23 protein-coding genes are annotated in these 26,047 nt (G+C 57.2%); 17 read left to right on the forward strand and 6 right to left on the reverse strand.

Features of this window, described 5'->3' with window-relative positions; translation table 11 throughout:
* Positions 1-113 precede the first annotated feature (113 nt).
* Entirely contained in the window at positions 114-1,268 is a 1,155-nt protein-coding gene (locus tag ACN0VM_RS03120) for a sensor histidine kinase (protein WP_417449381.1), read from the forward strand.
* A 23-nt stretch (positions 1,269-1,291) separates the two neighbouring features.
* On the opposite strand, the gene ACN0VM_RS03125 is transcribed toward ACN0VM_RS03120, so the two are convergent.
* Positions 1,292-1,708, reverse strand: a complete 417-nt coding sequence (locus tag ACN0VM_RS03125) for a group I truncated hemoglobin (RefSeq protein WP_417449382.1) — start codon at positions 1,706-1,708, stop codon at positions 1,292-1,294.
* Between the two features lie 3 nt (positions 1,709-1,711).
* Positions 1,712-2,599: a DUF3034 family protein gene (locus ACN0VM_RS03130; RefSeq protein ID WP_417449383.1), complete on the reverse strand. Its 888-nt coding sequence runs from the start codon at positions 2,597-2,599 to the stop codon at positions 1,712-1,714.
* Positions 2,600-2,846: 247 nt separating this feature from the next.
* Between ACN0VM_RS03130 and ACN0VM_RS03135 the strand changes: the two genes are divergently transcribed.
* The gene (locus tag ACN0VM_RS03135) at positions 2,847-4,046 is read left to right on the forward strand and encodes an acyl-CoA dehydrogenase family protein (RefSeq protein WP_417449384.1); all 1,200 of its coding nucleotides are present in this window, start codon (positions 2,847-2,849) and stop codon (positions 4,044-4,046) included.
* 16 nt (positions 4,047-4,062) lie between these two features.
* On the forward strand, positions 4,063-5,178 hold the full coding sequence (locus ACN0VM_RS03140) for an acyl-CoA dehydrogenase family protein (protein WP_417449385.1): 1,116 nt from the start codon (positions 4,063-4,065) through the stop codon (positions 5,176-5,178).
* 100 nt (positions 5,179-5,278) lie between these two features.
* Here the strand turns inward: ACN0VM_RS03140 and ACN0VM_RS03145 are convergent, their stop codons facing one another.
* Both ACN0VM_RS03145 and ACN0VM_RS03150 read right to left on the reverse strand, forming a co-directional pair.
* The gene (locus tag ACN0VM_RS03145) at positions 5,279-5,986 is read right to left on the reverse strand and encodes an energy transducer TonB (protein ID WP_417449386.1); all 708 of its coding nucleotides are present in this window, start codon (positions 5,984-5,986) and stop codon (positions 5,279-5,281) included.
* A gap of 211 nt (positions 5,987-6,197) precedes the next feature.
* Positions 6,198-7,082 carry a LysR family transcriptional regulator gene (locus ACN0VM_RS03150; protein ID WP_417449387.1) on the reverse strand — a complete coding sequence of 295 codons (885 nt, stop codon included), beginning with the start codon at positions 7,080-7,082 and terminating at the stop codon, positions 6,198-6,200.
* A 156-nt stretch (positions 7,083-7,238) separates the two neighbouring features.
* Between ACN0VM_RS03150 and ACN0VM_RS03155 the strand changes: the two genes are divergently transcribed.
* Together ACN0VM_RS03155 and ACN0VM_RS03160 are read left to right on the forward strand one after the other, a co-directional pair.
* The gene (locus tag ACN0VM_RS03155) at positions 7,239-8,192 is read left to right on the forward strand and encodes a peptidyl-alpha-hydroxyglycine alpha-amidating lyase family protein (protein ID WP_417449388.1); all 954 of its coding nucleotides are present in this window, start codon (positions 7,239-7,241) and stop codon (positions 8,190-8,192) included.
* Between the two features lie 3 nt (positions 8,193-8,195).
* Positions 8,196-9,095 carry a DMT family transporter gene (locus ACN0VM_RS03160; protein WP_417449389.1) on the forward strand — a complete coding sequence of 300 codons (900 nt, stop codon included), beginning with the start codon at positions 8,196-8,198 and terminating at the stop codon, positions 9,093-9,095.
* Positions 9,096-9,247: 152 nt separating this feature from the next.
* Here ACN0VM_RS03160 and ACN0VM_RS03165 read toward each other — a convergent pair whose 3' ends face one another.
* On the reverse strand, positions 9,248-11,341 hold the full coding sequence (locus ACN0VM_RS03165; protein WP_417449390.1) for a TonB-dependent receptor plug domain-containing protein: 2,094 nt from the start codon (positions 11,339-11,341) through the stop codon (positions 9,248-9,250).
* Between the two features lie 399 nt (positions 11,342-11,740).
* Between ACN0VM_RS03165 and ACN0VM_RS03170 the strand changes: the two genes are divergently transcribed.
* From ACN0VM_RS03170 to ACN0VM_RS03215, 10 genes are all read left to right on the forward strand, one after another.
* Entirely contained in the window at positions 11,741-13,660 is a 1,920-nt protein-coding gene (locus ACN0VM_RS03170) for a hypothetical protein (RefSeq protein ID WP_417449391.1), read from the forward strand.
* A gap of 126 nt (positions 13,661-13,786) precedes the next feature.
* A complete protein-coding gene (locus ACN0VM_RS03175; RefSeq protein ID WP_417449392.1) occupies positions 13,787-14,755 on the forward strand; it encodes a DMT family transporter in 969 nt (322 codons plus the stop codon).
* A 6-nt stretch (positions 14,756-14,761) separates the two neighbouring features.
* Positions 14,762-15,157 carry a hypothetical protein gene (locus ACN0VM_RS03180; RefSeq protein WP_417449393.1) on the forward strand — a complete coding sequence of 132 codons (396 nt, stop codon included), beginning with the start codon at positions 14,762-14,764 and terminating at the stop codon, positions 15,155-15,157.
* 615 nt (positions 15,158-15,772) lie between these two features.
* Positions 15,773-16,261 (forward strand): hypothetical protein, encoded by a 489-nt coding sequence (locus tag ACN0VM_RS03185; RefSeq protein ID WP_417449394.1) that lies wholly within the window; start codon positions 15,773-15,775, stop codon positions 16,259-16,261.
* 12 nt (positions 16,262-16,273) lie between these two features.
* Positions 16,274-16,516 carry a hypothetical protein gene (locus ACN0VM_RS03190; protein WP_417449395.1) on the forward strand — a complete coding sequence of 81 codons (243 nt, stop codon included), beginning with the start codon at positions 16,274-16,276 and terminating at the stop codon, positions 16,514-16,516.
* 184 nt (positions 16,517-16,700) lie between these two features.
* Positions 16,701-16,907 (forward strand): hypothetical protein, encoded by a 207-nt coding sequence (locus tag ACN0VM_RS03195; RefSeq protein ID WP_417449396.1) that lies wholly within the window; start codon positions 16,701-16,703, stop codon positions 16,905-16,907.
* A gap of 393 nt (positions 16,908-17,300) precedes the next feature.
* Entirely contained in the window at positions 17,301-17,927 is a 627-nt protein-coding gene (locus ACN0VM_RS03200; RefSeq protein WP_417449397.1) for a LysE family translocator, read from the forward strand.
* A 52-nt stretch (positions 17,928-17,979) separates the two neighbouring features.
* Positions 17,980-18,546, forward strand: coding sequence for a LemA family protein (locus ACN0VM_RS03205; RefSeq protein ID WP_417449398.1), 567 nt, complete (start codon positions 17,980-17,982; stop codon positions 18,544-18,546).
* 9 nt (positions 18,547-18,555) lie between these two features.
* Positions 18,556-19,395, forward strand: a complete 840-nt coding sequence (locus ACN0VM_RS03210; RefSeq protein WP_417449399.1) for a DUF2207 family protein — start codon at positions 18,556-18,558, stop codon at positions 19,393-19,395.
* 40 nt (positions 19,396-19,435) lie between these two features.
* The gene (locus ACN0VM_RS03215; protein WP_417449400.1) at positions 19,436-21,355 is read left to right on the forward strand and encodes a DUF2207 domain-containing protein; all 1,920 of its coding nucleotides are present in this window, start codon (positions 19,436-19,438) and stop codon (positions 21,353-21,355) included.
* A 6-nt stretch (positions 21,356-21,361) separates the two neighbouring features.
* Here ACN0VM_RS03215 and ACN0VM_RS03220 read toward each other — a convergent pair whose 3' ends face one another.
* Positions 21,362-22,105, reverse strand: a complete 744-nt coding sequence (locus ACN0VM_RS03220; RefSeq protein WP_417449401.1) for a class I SAM-dependent methyltransferase — start codon at positions 22,103-22,105, stop codon at positions 21,362-21,364.
* A gap of 240 nt (positions 22,106-22,345) precedes the next feature.
* Between ACN0VM_RS03220 and ACN0VM_RS03225 the strand changes: the two genes are divergently transcribed.
* Complete coding sequence (locus ACN0VM_RS03225) at positions 22,346-24,424, forward strand: prolyl oligopeptidase family serine peptidase (protein ID WP_417449402.1); 2,079 nt, start codon at positions 22,346-22,348, stop codon at positions 24,422-24,424.
* Positions 24,425-24,558: 134 nt separating this feature from the next.
* A complete protein-coding gene (locus ACN0VM_RS03230; protein WP_417449403.1) occupies positions 24,559-26,019 on the forward strand; it encodes a hypothetical protein in 1,461 nt (486 codons plus the stop codon).
* Positions 26,020-26,047 lie beyond the last annotated feature (28 nt).

Raw genomic sequence — 26,047 nt, forward strand, 5'->3', positions numbered from 1 at the left:
ACGCGCGTGTCTGCGATCTTGGATTATATGCTGCGGGACCATTAGGATTAAATGAAATTTTACCATTTTCATCCATGCTCTCACCAAGCTTGGGGGCGGAATGGTAAACATTTATGTTCTCACACTTCTGGCACCCGTCCTTACTGTTGTTTCTTGCCACTGTTGCTTTTCCGGTGTTCCTGTTCTTACGGGGCAAGGCGCTTTCTATTGCCGACAGGGGCCATCACCCCATCATCTGTGGTGGTGGTATTCTTGCTTGCGCAACCTTCCTGGATTACGCGGAGGAGTTGCCATGGGGTGCAAGACTTCTGTCGGCGCTGACAGGTGTCTCGGATCTGGATAGTGAGATTTTGCCGTACCTGTATCTGCCGGGTGTGCTGCTCGTGACATGGGGTGTGGCGCGGTGGTTACCTGCTGTTCATGCGCTTGAACGGGAAGCGTGCCGCCGGCACGCCGCAGAAGAGGAACTGAAAAGCCTTGTCGAGGAGATGCGTACCCTAGCCCTGCGCGCCGAGGAGGCCAGCCGTTCCAAAGCCGAGTTTCTTGCCACGATGGGGCATGAACTGCGCACGCCGTTGAACGCCGTTATCGGCTTCAGTGAAATGTTGCAGCAGGATATGAATGTCACCAGGGACAAACATCAGGAATATCTGGATATTGTCGCCAACAGTGGCCGACATTTACTGAGCATTATCAATGATATTCTGGATATGTCCAGGCTTGAGGCAGGCAGGGTGATTGCTGAGCCAACGATGTTTGATCTGGATGAGGTGGTGCAGGAATGTATCGATTTTCATCAGCGTGTCATTGACGAAAAGCAGCTTGAGCTTAGGCTGGAGTGCGGCACAGGTCAGGTGTGCTCAGACCGCCGCATGACCAAGCAGATTGTACTGAACGTGCTGTCAAACGCCATCAAGTTTACACCGGAAGTTGGCCGGGTCACTGTTGTCGGGGTCATTCGGGATGCCAGCTTCGGGCTGACAATCACCGACACGGGGGTTGGCATGACAGACGATGAGATGGCTCAGGCCATGAAGCCTTTTGTACAGGTGGATACCCGCCTTTCTCGGCTATATGAAGGCACCGGGCTGGGCTTGCCGCTGGTGGAGAAATTCTGCCAATTGCTGGAAGGTCGCATGAAAATTGACAGCGTCAAATGGGAGGGAACGCAGGTGACAATTGACCTTCCCTGTCTGAACGCTGCCAATGATGGCGACCAGTTGCTCACGGGCTGTCGACTTCATGAAGATGAGGAGGCGGTTATCTAAGGTGTTGCACTGGGGCTGCACTGTTAGCGTTCGACAATATCCCGTTTCATTGGGGCGAGCAGCGCCAGCAGACGGTTTTGAGTGTGGAACGGTACATTCTCTTCATCCATGGCCTGCTGCAATTGTTCAACCAGGGCGTTGAACTCACGCTCTGTGATGCCCAGTTTGATGTGGGACTTCTTCATGTTCACGCCTTTGTATTTACACGGGCCACCGGCAAGGTCACAGAACTGATCGACCAGCAGTTTCTCCAGCCGGTCTTTTTTGGTTTGCCTGAACTGTTCCGCAGTGCGCGGGTCTTTAAAGGTCAGTTCCACAAGGCGTGCTGTGAAGCGCTGGATGGTCTCCAGCCCGCCAAGGTCATCGTACAGACTGCCGGCCATAGCTGGGGTGGCGGTTGTCAGCAGGAGGGCAGTCATAAGGATGTTGAGGCTTTTCATGGTCTAAAATCCTACCTGAAGAGAAAGGTAAAGGCCTTGTTGCCGTCCTTGAAGGGCAATGTCGCCGAGGTCGACAGCGGCGGCGGTGACCGTGATATGTTTGCCCGGCAACCATACCAGATACGCTGCCATGGCGTCGTCTTCTTCGGCGAAGGCGAGGTTGTCGGGTTTGGTGCGATAGTCGAAGCCAACGGCAAAGGCGCGGGAAAGCAGATAAACCGCCGACCCTTCAAACTGCAGGCTGCGTGTACTGCCTTGTGGGCCACCAAAACCCAACAGGCCAAACTGGTTGGCCCGTGTTAGCCGTGCTGTGCCAGACAGTACAAGGCTTTTATCCAGAAGGATTTTGCTCGCCGCGAGATAATAGTCAAAATCGTCATCATCTTCCGCGCCCACGGCGCGCACCGTGGCGCCTTCGCTGGCGTGCTTGTATTGCACACCGAAGGCAACCTGCGGCAACCAGCTATCCTGTGCGTACACGGCGTCACCGAACAGGCGAACTTTTGCGCCGACGATATCCTGATTGAAGTTGAAGCCTTCACCCAGCCCAAGGCGCGCACCAGCATTGCCCGTGTCGAACCATTGCCGGGTCAGCGACAGTTCGAGGCGATCGAACAATCCGACGGTGACGCCAGTTGCGTTCAGGGTAAAGTCATCCAGTGTGACATAGGTGTGGTGTGCGCTGCCGCCGATTTGCCGGTTGGTCCCGTACCCCGAGATCATCGCCCAGGTCGATAGCCCGGCACCGCCTGCGCCCTCAACCTGCACAACGCCCGGGGTCGCCAGAATTTTACCGCTGCCAAACAGCTTTTCTTCCGCCACAGTAGCTGATGTCAGGCAGCTCACTAGCGTGAGGGCGGCGGCAAATGTGCCGGTTAATCGGTGGATCATGAGGGTCCCTTACGTGCGTATTCCAGAAGCTTCCATGCTTTACAGCTTTGGTGGTTAATATATTGTTTATACGGGGCTTTGTTATCCCTTCACCAAGCGGCTGGGCAGTGTGCCGTCACATACTGATTGCAGCCTTACACCGGCACAGTCATGCGGTCACGGGAACAATTGCATGGATGACTTGAAGATAGCCGCCGTCGGTCTACTTCTTGGTTGAACAAGGCTAACAACAGTTGGATAGGGTGTCATGCGTCTTGACTATACAGATGAAGATAAAGCTTTCCGCGAGGAAGTGCGATCATTTCTGGCAGAAAAACTGCCGTCCCATATTGCAGAAACCGTAAAAGCGGGCCGTATGCCTGCGCGTGAGGATTTTATCACGTGGCAGAAAATCCTAGCCGAGAAGGGCTGGGCGGTTCATACATGGCCAAAGGAATATGGCGGGTCCGGTTTCACACCGTTCCAGAAGCATATTTTTGAGGAAGAATGTGTGAAGGCCGGCGCGCCGGAGTTGCCGCCGTTTGGCCTCAATATGCTGGGGCCGGTTCTGATCGCTTTCGGCTCCGAGGAGCAGAAGGCGCATTACTTGCCGCGTATCCTCAATTGTGACGACTGGTGGTGTCAGGGCTATTCCGAGCCGGGCGCCGGGTCAGACCTCGCAAGCCTGAAAACAAAAGCCGTGCGGGACGGGGATCATTATATCGTCAACGGCCAGAAAACATGGACAACCATGGGCCAGTATGCCGACTGGATTTTCTGCCTGGTGCGCACGTCGGGTGAAGGCAAGCCCCAACAGGGTATCTCCTTCCTGCTTGTTGACATCAACACCCCGGGTGTTGAAATGCGCCCGATTATCACGATCGAGGGCGGGCATGAGGTTAACGAGGTTTTCTTTCAGGACGTTAAAGTACCGGTGGCAAACCTTGTTGGTGAAGAAAACAAGGGCTGGACCTACGCCAAATACCTGTTGCAGCACGAACGTGTGGGCATTGCCGGTGTGGCGGCGGCCAAGGAAGGCCTCAAGAAGCTCAAGCGTATCGCGGGTGAAACCGACGCAGGCGACGGCACGAAGCTGATCGATGATCCGGCCTTTGCGGAACGTATCGCAAACGTGGAACTGGACCTGATGGCCATGGAGCTGACCAACCTGCGCGTGTTGGCACAGGCTCAGGCGGGCGGCGCGCCGGGGGCGGAAAGCTCGATGCTCAAGATCAAGGGTTCGGTCATCCGGCAGGAAATCAGCGATCTGCTGCGCCGGGCCGTTGGGCCTTATGCGTTGCCGTTCATGCCCGAGCTTGAACTGCCAGGCTCGAACGAGGAGCCAATTGGGCCCGACGGTGCCAACAGCTTCGCCGGTCACTATTTCAACCGCCGCAAATATTCGATCTATGGCGGCTCGAACGAGATTCAGCGCAACATCATCTCCAAGATGATCCTCGGGCTTTAAGGGAAGGAACTCTGACATGGATTTTAATCTGAGCGAAGATCACACCCTTCTCAAAGACATGGTTGCGCGGTTTGTACGCCAAAAGTACGACTTCGAAACCCGTGACAAAATCATCAAATCCGACACCGGGTATTCGCCCGAAATATGGGGCGAACTGGCGGAGCTGGGACTTGTGGCTGCTGTATTGCCGGAGCGTGTAGGTGGCCTTGGCGGCACGGGTATCGACATCATGGTTGTGATGGAAGAACTTGGCCGCGGCATCGTGGTTGAACCGTTTATGGCAACCGCGGTGCTTGGCGCGGGTCTTCTGGCTGAAGAAGAAGCCACAGGCCGTGGCCCGGGGCTTCTGGACGATGTGGTGGCTGGCGGGCACCTGCTTGCGCTTGCGCATTACGAGCCGGGCGCGCGTTATAATGCGGATGTGGTAGACGCTGCGCTGAAGGCGGACGGTGACGGTTATACGCTGACCGGCGCGAAGTCAGTGGTGATTGGCGGCGCGCAGGCGGACACGGTTATTGTCTCCGCCAAGGGCCCCAAGGGGCTTGCGCTTGTACTGGTGCCCAAGGGTGCGGACGGTGTAACCACGCGCGCTTACAAAACCCATGACGGTTTTGCTGCGGCTGAGATGTCTTTTGAAGGTGTTGGCGTCAGTGCGGACAGCGTTTTGCTGGAAGGCGATGCAGCGGAAGCCGCGCTGGGCCGGGCTATTGCCCGCGCGACGTTTGCGCTGTGTGCTGAAAGTCTGGGGGCGATGGAAAATGCCCGTGACGCCACGCTTGAGTACCTGCGCACGCGCACCCAGTTTGGGGTGCCGATCGGCAAGTTTCAGGTGCTTCAGCACCGCATGGTTGATATGTGCCTTGAGATCGAACAGGCGCGTTCCATCGTGTTGCTGGCGGCAAGCAAACTTGAAAGCGATGACCGCGAGAAGCATCTCTCTGCCGCCAAGGCGCTTGTTGGCCGCATCGGCCGTATGGTCGCCGAGGAAGCGGTGCAGATGCACGGCGGTATTGGTGTAACGTGGGAGCTGACCTTGGCGCATGTTGCCAAACGGCTTGTCATGATCGACCATTATTTTGGTGACACAGATCATCACCTCAAGCGCTTCCAGAAGCTGTCCAAAGCTGCCTGATGCCCTGATGCCCTACTTAGGGCTCAAAGCGCAGAAATCAAAAAGCCCGGCGAGTATCTGCCGGGCTTTCTTGTGCCGTTTGTCTTTCACGGCGGGAAAGTTACCGCCGGTTGCTGTGTTCCAGCCGGTAATTCAGCGGAATGGTTAGCGCAACGCTTTCCCGCCCTTCCGGCAGGGGAGGGAAGTTGATTCGCCGCATCAGGTCCAACGCCTCGTCATCCAGAATGTCGCTGCCGGATGACTGTGCAACCTTTTGGGCCATGATGGTGCCGTCAGCGGCGACATTGACCCGGACCTTGACGGTTCCTTCAATGCCCTCATCAATAAGCTGCGTGGGGTAGCCCTGATTGCGTGCAAGCGTGCGCTGCACAAGGCGCTGCCAGTCCTGCCAGTTGGCGGTGACGGCCTCAACCTCAACCGAGGCTTCCATGGCTGTGGTGGTTTCATCCATCTGGAAGCGCAGTGGTATTTTAAAAATATAGGTGTCCTTGCCAGCCGGCAGGGCAGGCAGTGGATTGATACGCCCGAGCAGCCCGAGAATTTCAGCGTCCAGGATTTCATGGCCGGAGGACCGGTTGATGGTGAAGCCGATGATCGAGCCGGATTTGGCCACGGTTACCTGAACCTTGACGGTGCCTTCCAGTTTGCTGTCGACCGCTTGTCTGGGATAGCGCTGTTTGGCGGCGAACTGGTCATAAACCTTTTCACCCCAGGCGGCAAAGTCATCGTCGCTGGCGATGGCGGGCGTGCTTAAGCAGGCCACCAATGTGGCACAAGCCAAAAATGCTTTGGTATGACCAGAGGTCATTCACCCTCTCCTTCATGATGCAAAGCATAATCGAAACAGAATAAACGGGATACCCGGAACTCTTCTCCATTCCGGGACGCTTTTCACAACCAGTTAAACCACATTAATGTGTTTTCGTGCAAACCGGTAAGAAAATTCGCAGACTATCCGGTAAGCTGTTGCCCCTGCTTATGAATAGTACAGGGGTGGAACACGAGAATTAAAGGTTTGGCTACAATGCGTCAGCGTGAATTTTTTGTAGGAAATCCACCAGCGCGCGCCCTGCGACAGATAGTGTCATGTCCTTGCGCCAACAGGCGTTAAGGGTGAAGTGATAGCCCTTGTTTTCCCTAATTGGCAGGGCCTTGATGTTGGCCCCTGCCGGCTTTGCCGCTTCCATCATCAGGCCGGCAGCGGTGCCGGTTTCAACTGCGTGGGCCAAAAGGCCCATGGCATCGGTTTCCAGCACGATCCTGGCGCTTTTGCGGTGGCGCCGGGCTTCCTCAAGCAGCCGTGCGTGTAGAGTGTAGCCGCGGGGTAAGGTGGCGATAGGCAGGTCCAGAAGCTCGCGCCAACTGATGGTATCGTTTGCGGCTGCCGGATGGTCAGCGTGCAGGCATACGGTTATCTGGTTGCGGAAAACAGGCACTTGTTCAAACACCTCATCCAGCCGATGCATGGCGAAGCCGATCTCCACCTCACCAAGCTTGAGTGCGCTTTCAACCGCTGGTCCACCAAGCTGCCGCAGGGAGATTTTTACACCCGGCCGCGTCTGCAGAAAGCGGCCAAGAGGGGCGGGCAGCACGTGATTGGCTATCATGGCGGTGGCTGCAAGCGGCAGATCAGCCATTTCAAGTGCGCTTAAGGCGCGCATGTCGCTTTTGGCTTTTTCCGCCTGTGCAAGAAGTGAGCGGGCGTGCTGGTAAAAGCGGTATCCTTCCGGCGTTGGTTCCAGCGTTCTTCCTGTCCGGCTGAAAAGCTTCAACCCGAAGAACTGTTCCAGCTGTTTTACAGCCACCGTCAGCGCGGGCTGGCTAACATGCAACACTTCAGCGGCGCGGCGCATACCGCCCTCGTCAATGATTGCCGCAAAATACCGCAATTGCTTCAAGTCCATCGGCATGCCTCATAATGATAAGTTAAAACTATCATACATATAAAAATACGATATTTGAATAATCAGTTTCATTGCGCAATCCTTGTGCATGCAACGGGCAGTTGGACTGCACAGACAAGCGGCACAAACAAGCGGCACAAACAAGGGACAAGCGAGATGAAAATAAAACACCTGATCGGCATGGCGGGGATATTCACCCTGACTGGTCTGGCGGCAGTCACGTCCATCAGCAACGCACAGGAAGGCGCATGGAAGGCGGCGGCTGCTGGCCTTGAAATGCCTCATGGATGGCATCTGGTTGAGGTGCCTGGTGTGTTGCAGGCAGCAACCGACAGCGGCAAGCCTGGCGCCATTTATATACTGAACCGTGGTGAGCATGCTTTGCTGAAGTTCAAGGCCAATGGCAGGTTCGACCGTGAGATGGGCCATGGCCTTTTCAAAAGCCCGCATGGCCTGCGACAGGACGCGGACGGCAATATCTGGACAACCGATGTTGGCAACCATCTGGTGCTGAAATTCTCCCCTGAGGGTGAGGTGCTGCGCGTTTACGGCCGCAAGGATTACGCCAGCGAAGGCTGGTTTGACCGCGACTATAATTACATGTTTTTCAATAAGCCGAATGACGTGGCATTTGACGCAAGCGGCAACCTGTATGTGGCGGATGGCGGCAACTTTCGTGTCGTGAAATTTGGTCCCGACGGCAATGTCATCAAAACCTTTGGCGAAAAGGGCGCCGGCGCGGGCCAGTTCAACTTCCCGCATGCGGTGGTGGTGAAAGGGAATACGCTTTACGTCGCGGACCGCGAGAACAAGCGCATCCAGCTATTTGACCTTGACGGCACCTACAAGGAGGCCTGGACAGACGTTGGTTACCCATATGGCCTGGTGGCGCTGCCGGAAGGTGGTTTTCTGATGACAGATGCCCGAGCTGAAAAACTGGTCATTCTGGACGATAGCGGCAAGGTGTTGGACCGCACCGGCGCGCCGGGCAAGGAACTGGGGCAATATGTGTCGCTGCATGGCGTCGCCCCGCGCCCGGGGGGTGGCGTACTGGTAAGTGATGTTTTCAACTGGCGGGTCACCGCGCTTGAACGCGTGCCGGAGCGCTAGGGCATGCAGGGAATCCGGCCCGACGGGACGGGGATCAGCAATAATTTACGCGGGGTGGCCTTCATGGCCGCCTACGCCGTTTGCCAGTCCCTTATCTGGGTGGTGGTACGCCTTTTGTCTGAACGCTATGCGCCGGAACTTCTGGTGTTTTACCGCAATTTTTTTGGTCTTCTGGTCATGTTACCGCTGTTGATAACGCGCGGGCGCATGACCTTTCGCACCACGCGGCCATGGTTACATGGCTTGCGCGGGTTGGTCGCGTGCGTAGGCGTTTACAGCCTGTTTTTTGCGCTGTCAGCCGCGCCGCTCGCGACCGTGGTCGCAATCACTTATCTTGCGCCGCTATTCGCAAGCCTGATTGCCGTCACCCTGATGGGGGAACGCGCGAGCGGCATGCGTGTGGTGGGGCTGCTACTTGGTTTTGCCGGTATGGTGATGGTCATACAGCCTTCCGCCACAGGTCAGGCCACCATGGGGGTCCTGGCGGCGCTGGTGGGGGCTGTTATGACCGGGGGTGCTTTTATCACCGTCAAAATACTAAGCCGCACAGAAGCGACGGGAACCATGGTTGCCACGCAATTCATCCTGCTGGTGCCGGTCAGTTTCTTTGTCGCGCTGGACCACTGGGTGTGGCCAGGTTTTCCTGATTTTGTCCTTCTGGTTGTTTTGGGGTTGGGGTTTTCCGCGGCGCAAAGTGCGATGGCCCGGGCCTTTGCATTTGCAGATGCCACGGTTGTCTTGCCGGTTGACTTTCTGCGGCTTCTTGTGGCGGCAGTGGCTGGTATGGTGTTGTTTGGCGAGGTGCCCGAGCTCATGACCTGGCTAGGCGCCGCGTTTATTTTAACCGGGGCTGTGATGGCTGTGTTGCGGCCGCGAACGGAGGCCGTGGTCAACAAACTGTGATGAAACGCCGCACCCCCTTAAAACCGCCACACTCTATGCTTATCTCTGGATTGTGCCGGGGGTACCCATTCCTCCCCCTGAACACCCCGGCCATAGCCCGTGCGTCACCCCCTTGGCGCACGGGTTCTTCTTTTCTGGCAAGAGCGACCCAATTAAAACTGGCCGCTGACCACAAAACGAACGCCTGTATCGCGTGTGCGTTCCGATAATTCGGTGCCGATGCGGGTACCTTTACGGGTGGGGTTATATAGCTCGCGCAGGCGGTCAAAATGCCCGCCGAATACATCATACAGAATAAGGCTGGTTTTAACGCCGAAAAACTCCGTCGTTTCGATAAAGGCGCCATAGCGATTATTCTCGCGGAAATCCTCATATTCATCGATATAATAACCATGCCAGTGACCGGAGGAGTTATACTCAAGGCCCCAGGCCCAGTTGGTGTCCGGGATGTCCTGCCTGAAATCGATGAACACCTGCGACGGGTTGAAGTCATGCAGGTAACGGGTCTGGCTGGTGATAGGGTCTTCAAACTGCGAATCCTTGAGATAGACGTCAATCTCAAGCAGCCCGCCTTTGATGGCGAAATCCAGCGGCAGGTTGGCGTTGGCATTCATGCCCCAACGCTTCGCGCTGCCCGCATTGGCCAACCCTTGTCCGCCGGTTGGCAGGATGGTCTGTTCCAGCACGTCGGCCTTCCACTCATAATAGACACTGGTGGAAATGGCACCGCGTTCCCCAAAGGTATAGTCCAGTTTAGCTTCCAGACGGTCGGTCCGGTCCGGCCGCAAGTTCGGGTTGCCGTCGAATTGCCGGTCATCCACCGCGTCGGCCGATGCGGCGAAATCGGAAAAATCAAGCTGGCCGACGGAGCGCTGCGCTTTCAAACTAAGCTGTACCTGTTCGTTGACTGTGTAGCTGACACCGGCGGAAGGCTTGAGGAAGGTGAAGGTTTGCTCTGTTCCACCCTGTGTTGAAATGCGTGAAACTTCGGCCTTCGCCCCCACATCGGCAGTCAACCTGCCCGTTGCCTGCCAAACGAGGTTGCCGAAGGTTTCGGCCCGCAGCTCCTCAATTCGCACCATGGTCTCGGCCATTTCTTCAAGCGTGACGCCGTTCCCGTCCATGATCAGGATTTCAAGGCTGCTGTCCAACCGGTTATAGGCGCCTTCCACACCAAATTCTGGCCGCAGGGCGCCGTCTGTCAGGCCATAAGTGGTGCGAAATATCGCCTCAGTCGTTTTTTCTCTCGCAATGATATCGCCTTGTTCGATAACGGTGCGATAGGGCTGTTGCTCAATAAAGCTGTCTGCTTCGGTTTCATCTTCAAAAGTACCCAGCGCAATCAGTCGCCAACGCCAGCCTGACCTATAGGTGCGCGACCAGTCTGCACCCAGCTCCCCGCCATATTCTTCCTTGTCATTATCGTTAAAGAAGCGGTCCTGAGGTGCGGTATCAAACCCGCTGGTGCCATAGCCGAGCCGGTTTGTGTCGCCATTCCAGGTGAAATATTTCACCCGGCCATTCAATTGCAAGCGACCGCCAAAGGCATCCCGGCCGGCATCAAAGGAAAGTGCGGCGAAGCGTTCTTCTTCCTGCCGGTCTTCCAGGGTGCGGTCCGTCAGCATGCCGTTGGTGTCGGTACTGCTGATAACGGCATCGCGACTGCTGGATTTCAGAAACGTGTCCAATTGGAATGAGGCATCCCACCCCATAAGTTTGGTGGCAAAAGTAGCATCCAGCATTGGCAGGATTTTGTTGTTGCCGACGCGGCGTGTTTCCACAGTCCAGGTGCCGCTGCTTTTGTTTTTGAACCGCACGATGTTTGCGACGACGGTTTGCCCGGCGGCTTCGCCTGCGGCCATTGCACCGCGCTGCAACTCAACCCGCATAACCTGTGCCGCCGGTATGCGTCTCAGCGCTTCCGTCAAGCCGCCGGACTTGGATGTTGGCCGCGCGCCATCAATCAACACATTGCCCGCCGTGCCGCCAAAGCCACGGGCTTCCGAGCCGGTGCTGTATACAAAGCCCGGCAGGCGCTGGATCATATCGTAAGCGTTTTGTGGTGCGTAGGGTTCAAAAAATACCGCTGTGTAATTTTCTCGCGGGGTGTCCACGATGTCGGCGGCGTTCGCTGCGGGTGCTTTTACCGGCCGTCCGTCGCCTGTCTCCGGGCCGTTATGTGCCGTAGCACCACTGCTCAGGAGGGCAAGCAGGCTTAAGCTTGCCATGAACCCGTTCATTGTCATATTTCCCCCCGTCACCCACTGCAGGAAAGCGGGTGTTTCTTCTCATCTCTTTTGTTGCTTCGGTACACCCCATGTACCAATGCGCCCCAATGGTTACTTACCCTGATACCCTGTTACTTCTGGGCCGGTCCCCTCTGGTCCGGTTGCCCCGGGATCCACGCCCATCGTTGTCTGGCGGGCTTGTGGTTTTGTATGCGCCAGCCCTGACAGCGATTACCTATGTGGTATTTTTTTGTAAAAACGTCCACCCCGTATTTGCGATGAACTGTTTCTTTACTGCGGCAAGCCGACATGCAAACGATGTGTGAATAGTACCAGACGCACCCTGCATCAAGCATTTGGAAAAGAGCAGTTTTTTGATAGAAAGGAAAAAAGTTTGACACAGGGTCCGGAGGTCAGGTGAAAAATATCAGCGCGTTTTCAGCACTGGCGATTTTTTTCGTTCTGGTGTTTTTTGCCGCCAGCCCCCGAGTGAAGGCGTCGGGCAGGGTGGATGTGGCCCGCGCCGAGTTCATGCAGCTTGATGTGGCGAGCGCGCGGGAAATGATGCTGGCAATTGTGGCTGACGACAATGCCCGCCTGTCGGAGCGCGCGGCCGCGGCTGTCTTTCTGGCTGACCTCGCGCTCAGGGTCGACGGTGACGTGGCTGCGGCGCAAGGCTGGGCGGACAAGGCAAAAACCTACGGTGCGGGCAAGGCCGATGTTGCCGCGCTGGGTGCCCGTGTGCTGATGCTGGCCGGTACCCCGCGCAAGGCCGTACCACTCGCGCTTGCCGCCGCTGAATATGCTGAAGATGAAACGGCGAAACACCGCAATACGCTGCTCTATGCTGAAACCATGATCAAAGCCTATGACGCCCCTACGGCAAAGCTGGCGCGCCGTGCGCTGGCGATCAACGCCCAGATGCTGCGCCAGCATCTGGAGGCAAACCCCGCCTCGCAGGAAACGGCGACCATGCTGCTTGATTTCTCTGTTCGGCTGGGGGACGGGGATATCATCCTCTATGCGATCAGGACACTTATTCCCGGTATCGAGACCGGCGACGATGAGGTGGCAGAGGCCTATCAGGCACTTGAGGTCGAGATTGCCGGATGGCTGGGGTCAACAATTGATACAGACCGCAGGCGGCGTATGGTATTGGCACTTGCGCGGTTGCGGCTGGCTGGGGCGGGGGCTTATATCGCCCGTGACCACCCGAGCCGGGGACGCAAGGCGTTCCTGGCCGAGCCTGATGTGGCGCGCATCGTTGCATATGCTGATTTTCTGGCGGGCCTGCGGGAGGCATTGTCCTCTGCCTACCGGGCGCGGGCGTTGGGGCTTGACGCGCCGCCGATCGCAAACCGTTTTGACGCGCTTGCCGCCACCTTTATTGCCAGCGTACCCGGTTATGACACGGGCGCCGCCTATGACCGGGCGCGTTTTACAACTTACCTTGGCCGCACATTCGGCACCCGGCTGCACTGGACAAAAAATAATCAGGACTTGCTGCTCGGCCACTTGGTCGGGCGCGATAATAAAGAAATCAACGCATATGGTGTAACCGCCGCAGTGGAGACCGAACACCTCGGCTTCATGATTGCAAAAGGCTATGAGGCGTTTGTGTTGGGGGCTGCGGCCGATGTTTCGCAAAGCTGGTCCGACGGCGGCAAAGTGGTGAAAACCGGCGGCACGGGCGCGGCGGCCTATACGGGGGCGGCGCTGTGGCAACGGTGCGGAGGTCCGGTCGATGAAGCAGCCCGCGCCCGCGAGCTTAGGGATAAATCCGCCGCTGACATACCTCTGGTTGCGGCGGCGCCCGTTACTTATTTGCCGGTGCTGCGCCAGCGTCTCGAATGGCAGGGGTGCCGTGGCCTTATGCACATGCTCAAGCGGGCCGGGCTTTCCGGTGACCGGCTGGAAGGTGGCTTTGTCGGCGAGGCCGACCATGCCATTGGACTGGGCAATGTGGAAGGTTACCAGACAAGGATTGCCATTGATCAGGCGCGGCTCGGTGATGCATGGGCGCAGCGCCCGGAAGCAGAACACCTCTACCATGCGCTGCTCGCACAGGTTATTACCTCACCGCGGCCCCGGTTTGCGCTCGCGGAAAATGTCCTCGTTCCCGGCGTGGGGGGCGAAACAGCGATGGGGCAGGCGCGGGCACAGGTTTTGCGCGGACTGCTGGCCTGGATGAAGGCGCATGCTGCGGACGTGATGGCCCTTGATACAAGCCAACCTTTGTTGCCGCAGCTTGACCACCTGAGCGACGGACAGATACAGGCAGCGTGCCGGGAACTGGACCCCCTGTCACAGGCTGACGCTGCGCCGGATACTCCGTGAAGAGCCGCACTGCAACAGTAACTTCCACACTGTGAATTCGACAGCAAGAAACCGGATGCGCGTATCAGGTGAACAGGATATGGTTCCCGTATCACGTCCCTGAAATGCCTGAACATGGAATTCCGCATGAATGCTCATCCCTCGTCGCCCGCCCATATGGGGATCAGGCAGTGGTTAATGCTTGCCGTTCTCGCTGTTGTCTGGGGGGCGTCGTTTTTCTCCATTGAAATCGCGGTGACCGAGCTGCCGCCGCTGACAATCGTGTCTGTGCGCGTTGGTCTTGCGGCGCTCGTGCTTTATACATACATGCTTGTGACGCGTGTGCGGCTGCCCTTCAGTGGCCGGGCAGATTGGCGCACCGTCGTTTTCGCCATTATGTTGATGGGGGTTTTCAATAATATCATCCCCTCTGGGCTTATCGTATGGGGGCAGACCCATATTACCTCCAGCCTTGCGTCCATCCTTAACGCAACCATGCCGCTTTTCACTGTCTTTATGGCGCATTTTTTTACGCAAGATGAGCCGTTGACGCCGGGACGGTTGGTTGGGGTTCTGGTCGGTTTTTCCGGCGTGGTGTTTATTGTTGGGCCCTACGCGCTTCAGGGCCTGCTGAGCGGTGTTGCTGGCCAGCTTGCTGTGCTTGGGGCGGCCTTTTCATATGCCATTGCGGTGGTGATCGGGCGGCGGTTTGTGCGGTTGGGCCTTGCGCCGGTGCAAATGGCGTTCGGTCAGGCTCTGGCGGCGGCGGTTATCGTCACCCCCGCAGCACTGGTCATTGATCAACCTTATTTATTGCCGCTGCCTTCATGGCAGGTGGTGGTGGCGCTTGTGTCGCTGGCCACCATCTCTACTGCCTTTGCCTATTTGTTATACTTCCGCCTTATTGCCGAAGCGGGGGCAACCCATGCGTCGCTTGTAACGCTGATGATCCCTGTCGTGGCGTCGGCGCTTGGGATAAGCTTCCTTGGTGAGGTGTTTGAACCAACGCACGGTATCGGCCTTTTGTTAATTGGCTTTGGCCTGTTGCTGATTGATGGCAGGCTGACAAAACGGCGAAAATTACGCGCAGCCGATGTGCCGCCGCAGGGGAGATGAAGGGCTATGCCCATGCATGCAGCAGAATTTTACACGCTCACGCAGAATGTTGGCCTTGAGATCAAGGATGTCGCCATGCTGACGCTGGTGCCGGAAGCCAAGCTCAAGCTGTGGCTTGCCGGGGATGATCCGGTGCCTGACGGCGTGGCGGGCCTTGTGTGCGATATAGACCGGGAAATTGCCGCGCGCCTTGCCCGTGCGGTCAGTAAAGCCGCAGACAGGGAGGACGTGATCCTGATACGCTTTCGCAATCCGCTGCACTTCAAGAAGGCCGGGCCGGACATGGCGCCCATTCCGCCGATGCTGGCGTACAAGTGCCACTGTGCGCTGATCAACCGCCTGTATACCGCGTTTGTCCAAGCCGGAAAAACGGTGTCGGTGCGGTACTGGCAGCCCGACTGATACAGCTTTGGTTTGCTACAGGCCATCGACTGCCGTAGCCGAGTGTGGGGCAGGTGTTAGTTTTTTATGTCCCGATGTTGAAATAAAATTACCACAGAAGGCGTATTTCTTGTTGACAGTTGCGCGCCCCTTCCGTAATTGAAAAAGCATAACACCGCCCAAGGTGGGCGAACACAGGATTGATAGACCGATGTATACCCTTTGGAACATTACAGCAGCAGTGAAAGGCGCGAAGTTTATTTGCGTCCGTCAGATGCTTGCTATTCCAGAGGGAGGGAAACTCTAGAGCCCAGACAAGGCCAACAGAGATTAAAGGTTGAGAGAACCCCTCCGAAGCAAGCGCTCCGGAGGGGTTTTTGTTTGGTCTGATATCCGGAAATCAAGCCGGCCAGACAGGTAGAGACAGACAGGTAGAGACAGGCAGAGAGAAGACCCGAGTGCGACGTGAGTGAAAGTAATGCGAGGACGATTTGACCCCCGGACGGCCCCGGGGTGGAAAGGCGAAAAAGCCACCACCCCGGGGGAAGAGGGGGCCACAAAAGCGAAAAGTTTCTGCGCCACACTAGGTGCGCCCCGCCCGGCCAACGGGCATGAGCAAACACAAAGGACGAGACGATGTCAGAATTGGTTCATTTGAGGCCGGGAGAGACCGGCGAAGAGAGGTTCAGCGCATTTCGAGAGGCGTTGCCGCTGAAGGTTGCCCGCGCGCGGCGGGGCTTTGGCGGCTTTATCACGCTCGATCTCGGGCAACCCCGCGCGAATGACCCCGTCACGGGGGAGCCACAATGGGAATGGCACCTGTGGGTCTACAGCTGTGACTGGGACCTTTATCTCGACGGCGCCCGCCTTCTGTGGCGGCGTGAAAGCGATAACGCCCGCGCGGGCCATATTCTGGACAAGCTTGCCGGGGAGACCCTCACGCATGTCGAATACGCAGCGGCGGATGATTGTTTTCAACTGACATTTACCGGCGGCTTCAAGCTGCACATAGACCCTGATTTTTATGGCTTCGACGGGGAAGCCGACCTCTTCATGCTCTTCAAGCATGGCGAGCGGGACGTGCTGTCCTATTCACCCAGGCGGCGTTTTTATAAAGCCGCATAAGGAGCGAGGAAAATGCAAAAATTTCACGATGTTATGTTGCCCCGAGATGAAAGCCAGTTTGGCCTCAAGAAGGGCGCCACCGGCGCGATCATCGGTGTGAACAAGCTGCGCAAGCGTGTGTACACGGTGGAATTCCCGCAGGTTGGCACTGCGGCCAGCACGCTTCTTGACCTTGACGCGGATATTTTTGACCTGACCGGCGACACCGTTGTGGTCGCCGGCTGGCGGCAGGCGCAGGGGGCGCTGGCCCGCTAGGAAATGTCGCCTTCGGTGCCGGGGCAGGTCCGTTACGCCCCGAATCGTCGGCGGGTTTGTTTTTGCCCTACCCTAAGCACCGTCTCTTCCCCTATACGGTGCGCCCCTCTGCCCCGCGGTTTTTGCCGTGGGGCTTTTTTTTTGCAAAAAAACCAGTATCATCCCGCGCCGGGATGGGACGCTTATGATTGACCGTATGTTCAACTGGCTGGACTGGAGCTGCGACGCTTTTCTAAAGCTTGTCGTTATTATGCTGTTTGGCGCCTGTGGCATATATCTGGCAGTTGCAGGCGGCACATTCGGCCTGTGCATTTTCCTTGCCCTGATCAGTTTCCTGAGATGGGCCCTCTCTGACCCGGTAGTCTTGGGCGGTCATGATGAAGAAATTTGATCATTATATCTATGCTTGAATTCCTCACCCTAAGATGAGGCACTGCTCCTTGGCGGTAGTGTCTGTCACATACCCATACTTGTGAAATATCGTATTTGTTGTATGGTCGCAACCTATGCATAAACGCTGGGGGGCGAGTTATGGACAAAAATGCAAGAACAAATGCGCTCAGGCTCAGGGCGCCTGCTATTTTGTGGGCGCTTGTAGTCAGTCTCTTGTTTTCAGGGGCATTTTACCTGCAGGGACTTTAATGTCTGCGCCATTATGGGGCTGATGGTTGGTAGATATTGCTGTTGAGATCAGGACGATCGAGACCAGGACGACTGAGATCAGGGCTGGACGCTTCCCCTGATCAATGTATTCTCCCCTTCAGAAATATACAGGGGGAAGCCATTGCTGTCGGTTGATACCATCATTGCTTTTAGTGTTGCGGCTACCGTGCTGGCCTTCGCGCCGGGCCCGGACAATATTTTCGTGCTGACGCAAAGCGCGCTTCGCGGACCAAAGGCCGGTGTGGCGGTGACCTTGGGGCTGGCAACCGGGCTTATTGTGCACACGGCCGCCGTGGTGCTGGGGCTGGCAGCATTGATCGCCGTATCTGAGACGGCGTTCACGATCTTGAAGGTCATTGGCGCAGCTTACCTCGTTTATCTGGCTGTTGGTGCCTTTCGTGCGCGGCCAGATGCCATTGAGGCGACGGACGCCCATGTGCGCGGCCTTTGGCAATATTACCGTCGCGGCATCATTATGAACGTTACGAATCCGAAAGTATCCATATTTTTCCTGGCATTCCTGCCGCAATTTCTGGATGCAGGCGCGGGTAATGTCACCGGGCAGATGCTCGCTCTGGCGCTCATTTTCTTCATTGTGACCGTTATTGTCTTCTCTGCCATTGCTCTGTTGGCGGGGCAAATTGGCAACCGAATCATGGGCTCGCCCAAGGCTCAAGTCTTGATGAACCGGGTTGCAGGCACCATATTTCTAGCATTGGCGGTAAAACTGGCGATCTCCGAACGCTAGGCAAGCAGCCCAAAATATCGCAGCCAAAAGGCTGATAAAGATGGGGGTTTTTATGACAGCGATATATATCATTCTTGGCCTTGTTGTGCTGGTCGTGCTGTATGCGATTGGCGTCTACAACAAACTTGTTGGCCTGCGCGTGCGCAAGAACGAAGCATGGTCTGACATCAGCGTGCAGATGAAGCGCCGATATGACCTTGTGCCCAACCTGGTGGAAACCGTGAAGGGCTATGCATCCCACGAGAAAGAGACCCTTTCCCGCGTGATTGAGGCGCGCGCGGCTGCGGTCGCTTCGACTGGCAGCCCCGAGGAACAAGCGGTCAGCGAGAATATGTTCAGCCAGGCCCTTGGCCGCCTGATGGCGGTCAGCGAAGCCTACCCTGACCTCAAGGCCGACAGTAATTTCAACAACCTTTCGCGCGAGCTTTCGGCGCTTGAGGATCATATCCAGAAATCCCGCCGCTTTTATAACGGTAACGTGCGCGAATTGAACACCGCCGTGCAGGAATTCCCCTCCAATGTGGTGGCCAATATGTTTGGCTTCACCCGCGCGGAATTCTTTGAGCTTGATGAGGCGGAAGAAGCCGCCGTCAAAACCGCCCCCAAGGTGCAGTTTTAGGGCGCGCCGATGAAGGGCGATAACCGGCAAAGTGCCGGTAACCGCTTTTCCCCGCCAAAAGGCATGACCCCGGCGCTGGCGCATGTGCTCTGTGCCGGGGACTATAACGCCCGCAGTTTTGGCGCGGCGCTTCTTGGCCTAGCGGCGAAGGGCTTGGTTAGCCTGCGGCATGAGGCAGATGTTTTTACCTTGCGCAAAGCGGATAGTGCCGACACGCAGGCTGGCCTGTCAAAAGGCGAAGCGGCGTTGATGCGTTCGCTTTTTGTCGCGGGGCGTGATGTGCCTGTCACCCGGCAGGGGTACCTGCGGCTCAAGGCGGCCATGAAGGCACACTATCGTGGCATGAAGCATGAAAGCCGGCTGTACCTGAATGGCCCGTTTCGTGTGGCCGTTGCTGTTGGCGCGACCGGGTTTGGCATCGTTGCCTACCTGCTTTCACACGCGCGCACGCCCGTCCTCGGTTCCGGACTGGCGGAGACCAGCATCCCGCTCTGGAGCTTGATGGCATGGCTTGTTGCCGCGCTCGCGCTTGTTGACCTGTGGCGCCACCGGCGCACCCACAGGCCCTCAGATACCCAGCCACAGCTTGAACGGCACCGGGAGTATCTCCATGTCGCCATGGCGGCAAGGCTCGACCCGAAGTTTGGCCTGTCAGGCGAGTTGGGCGTGCTGACGCAGGATCACGCCTATATCGTGGCATACGGCCTAGCAAACGCCACGCTTGACCGTTTTGTTCATGCGCTTGAAAGCGTATCAGGCCACGCGCCCGAGGGCACCAGTATCCACAGCGCCTTCCGGCGCGGACCGGGCGGCCGCAAGCGCGGCTGGCAGTTCAATGACCATTTTTGACCGGCGATTTTTGAAGAAGCGACTTTTGAGGAGCATGGGCATGATGACACATTTGAAAAAGCTTTTGATGCTTGTCGCGGTGGTGCTGTTGGGCCAGTTGCCTGCCACCGCCGAGGAGACGATCGAGACTTTCGACAGCCGCATCCATGTGCGCGCGGATGGCGTGCTTGAGGTCAGGGAAGAGATCACTGTGAACGCGGAAGGTCGGGCGATCAAACGTGGCATTTTCCGCGACTTTCCCACCACGTATAAAGATCCGCGCGGCAATACAGTCAGCTTTGGTTTCAAGGTGCGTGATGTGATGCTGGACGACCGCACTGTGCCTTACACCGTAACCGATTACCGAAACGGGAAGCGCGTGCGCATCGGTGACCCGGACCGCACTGTAAGCCGTGGTTTGCATACCTATGCCATCACCTATGAGACCACGCATCAGATCAGCTTCCTGGATGCGACGGATGAGCTTTATTTCAACGTCACAGGCAACGGCTGGGCCTTCCCGATTGAGGCCGCAAACGCCAGCATAACCTTGCCCGAAGGGGCGGTGATCGGCCGGGCGGAAGCGTATACCGGCGCCTATGGGTCCAAGGCGCAAAATGCCGATATTATCCGCCGCGCGGCGGGTGAGGTTGAAGTAAACCTCAACAAGTCCCTTGGTGCGCAGGCAGGCATGAGCGTTCTCCTGGAATGGCAGGCGGGTATTGTCACACGGCCAACAGCGGCTGAGAAAGCCGAACGGCTGATCAGCGACAACGGTTGGATGGCGATTGGTGCGCTGGCGGTGCTTGTGACGCTGCTGTATGGCTACAGGGCGTGGCAGGCTGTGGGCAGGGACCCTGAGGGCCGTCCCGTGGTGGCGCAATACGGCCCGCCACGCGGCGCCGACGGTAAAACCATGTCGCCCGCCCTGTGCCGGTTTGTGCAGAAAATGGGCACAGATGAAACCGTGTTCACGGCGGCCACTATCTCAATGGCGTCGAAGGGCTACTTGACGATTGAAGAACATGAAGACGACACGGTCACCTTTCGCCGGACCGGTAAGGACGCAGTGCTTGCGCCGGGGGAGCAGGCGATCGCTGACAATCTGTTCGGTGCCGATGACGCTTTTACTGTCGGTGGTGTCTATAACAAATCTTTCGCGCTGGGGCTGAAGCGCTTCTTCTTTAAGGTCGAGCGCGGCGAGGTGCATTATTTCCAGCGCAATATGGGCGTCGCGGTTTCCACTTTTGCCGTCGCTTTTGCGGGTATCGTCTCCATGGTGACAGGCAGCGGTGCTGTCGCCTTGGGTTTGGCGGGCCTTGCTGCCACAGCACTTGTTGCGTGGTGGGGTATTTCAAGCCTTGGCAAGGGTGAGCGGGCGGAACGTGCCGGCCTTGTAACCGCAGCGGGCTTCGCCCTAGGCCTGTTGCTGATTTTTGCCGCTGTTTTGATAAAGGGCGGCGTCTATTTTGCCCCCTTCATGGTGTTGCCGGTTATTTTGTGTGTGCTGATCGCCATAGTCTTTGCTGTGATAATGCCCGCGCGCACGCCGTTTGGCCAATCGGTGCATGACGAGATTGAGGGCCTCAAGCTGTATTTGAGCGTAGCGGAGAAAGACCGGCTGAATTTCCATAACCCGCCGGAGCGTACGCCCGAACATTTTGAAGAAATGCTGCCCTTTGCAATAGCACTGGGTGTGGAAAACAAATGGGGCGAGCAGTTTGACGATGTGCTGAAGGCCGCCGCCGCCAAGCGCGGGCAGGAGGAATATAGCCCTGTCTGGTATCATGGTCGCAGACACCATGGCTTCTTTGGTGCGGGCTATGCCTACGGTGCCATCGGCGGCGCGATTTCAAGCACGATCAACACCTCTATCGCGGCAGCGTCTACCCCGCCCTCAAGCAGTGGCTCGTCCGGGTTTTCCGGCGGTGGCGGCTTCTCGGGTGGTGGCGGCGGCGGTGGCGGCGGTGGCGGGTGGTGAGCCAGATCAGGGCTTAAGGCCATAGCGCATGAATATGGGCCAGCGCACGGTGCGTGTGGGCGCATCACCCCAGACTTCCTGAAGCTTGGCTGCGAAGGCATCCAGCGGGTTGAAGCCCAGCACCTTCTGCGCGCGCCCCACGGCTGACCATGTGCCAAGGTAGCCGCGAAGCTGCTCAAAGCTCCACTCCAACGTCATGGTGTATTGGCCCGGCGTTATCTCCTTATAGGGGAAGTCAAAGTCGGCGTAGGCATTATCCATATGCTTGCGCTCCGGTGGCCAGTATTCGCCGATGCCGCGGTCGTAAAAATCGTCGATGGCGGCGTCGATCCCGGGGCTGATGCGGGTCAGGCCGTATCCCACCAGCGCCAGCGCGCCGCCGGGTTTCAGCGCCTTGTCGGCTACTTTGTAGAACACGTCCCGGTCGAACCAGTGTGCGGCCTGCACGACGGTGATCAGGTCGGCGCTTGCGTCTGCCAGTTCCAGCGTTTCAGCCGTGGCGACGCGGTAGTCTATATTTGCATTTTCTTCTGCTTGTGCGATCTGGCTCGCGCTGCCATCGGCGGCGATCACTTTGGCGAAACGCTCAGCCAGCAAGCGGGAGAACTGTCCGTTGCCGCAGCCGATATCGACGGCAAGGTCGCGGCCCTTGATGGGGCCAGCCAGAATATCGACAAGGTCGATATCGTAACGGGGGCGGTTTGCACGGTAGGCGGCGCTGTCGCGCGAGAAATGATCCTGGAATGTCATGATGGCCTCGCTTGTTATGGGGGCGCATTATAGGCGCAAAAATGCCCACCGCCAACCATCCCATGGTGTGAGTGTAACGCTATGGTTGTGATCCCTATCACAATAGTGTTTTTGGCCTTGGCATCATGCCCTTTTCCATCGCACAGTGGCGCGCGGATTTATCCGACATGCTCAAAGCTGTGGGGCCAACGGGGGTTGGTCACGCACGAGCGTTTGTTTGACTGCGAGGGAGGCAGCTTAATGATAAAATACAGAAATACAGGGTTGGGCGTTGGCCTTATGGCACTGCTGCTTACAGTGCCCACTGGCGCACAGGAGGGTGATGCCGCACCCACTGCACAGCCCATGGCGGAAACAGCCAGATATTTTCAGGCAGCCGACGTTTTTGAGCTTGAATATGCCGCCAGCCCGGCGGTGTCACCGGATGGCAAGTGGGTCGCCTATGTGCGCCGCTCCAACGACATCATGACCGACGGCACACGGTCCAATATCTGGATCGCGGCGGCGGACGGCAGCGACCACCGGCCGCTGCTTTCGGGCACCCATGCCTTTTATGCGCCAACATGGTCCCCTGACGGCAAACGGCTGGCCTACCTGTCCAACATTGAGGGCAAGACACAGCTTTTTGTGCGCTGGATGGACACGGGACAAACCGCGCTGGTGAGCAACCTGCAAGCCAGCCCGTCCGGTGTTACGTGGTCGCCGGACGGCAGCATGATTGCCTTCACCATGAGCGTGCCGGAAAAAGACACGCCGCTGAAGGTGAAAATGCCGCCAAAACCGAAAGGCGCCAAATGGTCACCGCCGGTGAAATATATCACCAAGGCACGCTATCAGGCGGACGGCCGCGGTATTCTGGAGCCAGCCTACACCCATGTGTTTGTGGTGCCGTCCCTTGGCGGTACCGCGCGGCAAATCTCAAGCGGGAACTATAACCACCGGGGTTCGCTAGCGTTCACCAGTGACGGTAAGGAGATTATCGTTTCCGCCAACCGCAGTGACAACTGGGAATATGAAGGACGCGAATCTGACCTTTATGCTTTCAGTCTTGATGGCAGCATACGCCAGATCACCAGCGCGCCGGGCGCTGAGTTCAGCCCCTCTGTCTCGCCTGACGGCAAACTGATTGCCTATCTCAAGATGGATGATCAGAAGCTGGCTTACCGCAATGATTACCTGCATGTGATAAAGCTGGATGGCTCAGACGACCAGAATCTTTCGGCAGATATCGACAATTCGCTTGGCTCACCCATCTGGGACGAAAAAGGCAAAGGCCTTTATTATCAGATGACCGTACGCGGTGTGGATCAGGTGGGTTATGTCAGCCTGTCCGGTAGCCACCGCACCGTGGCCATGGGGCTTGGCGGTACGTCGCTGGGTCGGCCCTATTCCAGCGGCAGCTATGACGCGGCGGGTGGCACAGTTGCCTTCACCAAAGGTAACCCAAGCCGCCCGGCAGACCTTTATGTCGCCCGTGGCGGCAAGGCCATGCCGCGCCAGTTGACCATGCTCAATGAGGATGCGCTGGGCCACAAGGATCTCGCGGAACTACACGAAATTATTTACAGTTCGTCCATCGACGGTGAGGAAATTCAGGGCTGGTATTTGACACCGCCGGGCTATGAAGCCGGTAAAAAATACCCCACCATTCTTGAGATTCACGGTGGCCCGCACCTGAGCTATGGCCCGCATTTTTCGGCCGAGATGCAGCGTTTTGCAGCCGAAGGGTATGTGGTGTTTTATGACAATCACCGGGGCAGCACGTCCTATGGTGAACGTTTTGCGTTGTTGCTGCAGAATAAATATTCAAGCGAATATGACTTCGCAGACCATATGTCGGGGCTTGATGCGCTGATTGAGCAGGGCATCGCGGACGGTGACCAGCTTTACATCACTGGCGGCAGCGCAGGCGGCATTGCCAGCGCCTATGCCATTGGCCTGACGGACCGGTTCCGTGCGGCAGCGGTGGCAAAACCAGTGATCAACTGGATATCCAAGGTACTGACAGCAGACAGTTATCTGGGCCAGATCCCGTTTCAGTTCCCCGGCATGCCGTGGGATAATGTGGAGCATTACTGGAAACGCTCACCGCTCAGCCTGGTGGGTAATGTAACCACGCCCACCATGCTGATCACCGGGGAGGCCGACCGCCGCACACCCATTTCCGAGACGGAACAGTTCTATCAGGCGCTGAAACTGCGCAAGGTTGACACCATCATGGTACGCGTGCCGGACAGCCCGCACGGCATCGCGGGCAAGCCGTCCCGTCTTGTGGCCAAGGTGGAAAACATCCTCGCTTGGTTTGACCGGTATAAATAACCATATGTGAAACATCTGTGCAGCTTTGCGTAGCTGCACAGCACCCATTTGCCCCTATGAGCAAAATTTTATTTTAGCGATAAGACACAAAGCAGATATGATCAGGCCCGTCGCATAACCGACCGGGGGAAACCATGCTTGCCAATTTCAGCCAGCGGCTCACCTATTTTGGGGTGCTTGATGATGTGGTTGACCGCTACCCCTGGCCAGCCAAGGTTGATGAAACCTCGCTCCAGCAACAGCTGATCACCGCCGCCATCTACAACAAAAAAGTGTTGATCAATGACGGCTATCTGGTCGCCAACCCGATATTGCTGGGCGAGTTGACGGACATCGACACTACGCTTGTCGGCAACATGTTGATGACCGGGGTGGCGCGTATTTTCAGCCGGGCATCCACGGGTAACCTCGCGGAGGGGATCGAGAATAACGCCGCCAAGATAGAGACCCACCGCAAGCTGGTTGAGGACCGGGGCTTATGGCGCTTTATGCGCGATGATCTGGAGTATCTGTCAGACCAGCTTGACGGTTTCACCATCACCTGGCCACGCGACAAAAACATGGGCCAGATATTCCATGTCCTGCTGACTCGCGTGCGGGCGTTCCAGCAACAGGACCGTCTGCGCATCATGAGCGCGGCGGACTTCCGCGAATTTGATGCGATCTATGCGCGTTATGAGCATGAGATTGACCACAAGAGTTTCGACGCCGCCCGCACCATTTTCGAGAAACAGTGCTGGCAACATGCGGCAGGCCGCGACGTCACCACCGATGAGATCACCAACACTCGGTCATTTGATGCGCGCCGTGCGCGGTTCAGTGGCTATGAACTGGTGTGCCGCATGATGAATATTGCCAACGAGCTGTACCATCTTGCCTATAGCATGGGGGCCTATCACTCGGTGGTCTCTGGCGCGCCGTCCAAGGGGCTGGATACGTCAGAGATGGGCGTTGCATCAGCGCTGGTAACCGCCTTTCCTGATCTCATAAACGAGGAAGATGCGGGCACGCATGTCGCGGTGCCGGAAGAGCGCCTGAGGGACCTCAACCAGATATTGGTCACTGTTCCCAGGGGGCTGAAATACAAGGGTGATTTTGCTTTTGTGACGCGTTTCAGCACCAATGGTAACTGCCGCCGTGGGCGCGAACATTACCTTGAAGAAATCACGCGTTATATCCACGGGGGTGGCTCACTTGTGCACGCGCGTCAGGCGTCAGAGGAATATAAGGCCGCCATCGCGGGCATTATGGCCCCCTATGTGGCCGAGACATGGACCGAGAAGCTGATCACTTCGCCGCTGAGCGCTTTTGGGTTTGAAGAGCTGGATGTCACCGAGTGGGCGGTGGCGCAGCTTGGCCCGGTTGGCAAGCTACTGTCCATCGGCATGGACTATTTTGGTAACAAGCTGGTGGAGCGGCTGGTGAAACAGCGTGTGCAGGTTGGCCTTGGCGAGGAGGGGCTGGAGGCCCATCAGCGCGCGGGCGCTGTACCATTGGCGCGACGACTTGGTCTGTATGTCGGCCCCATTGATACAGCGGGCGGCGCACGGGTACTGGAGGGTATCGACCCGCATCCAGCGGTAACAGCGGCATAGAAATTTGGTGAAAAGTGGCTCGCATCCG

The organism is Kordiimonas sp., assembly GCF_048260245.1.
In the GTDB taxonomy this organism is placed as follows: domain Bacteria; phylum Pseudomonadota; class Alphaproteobacteria; order Sphingomonadales; family Kordiimonadaceae; genus Kordiimonas.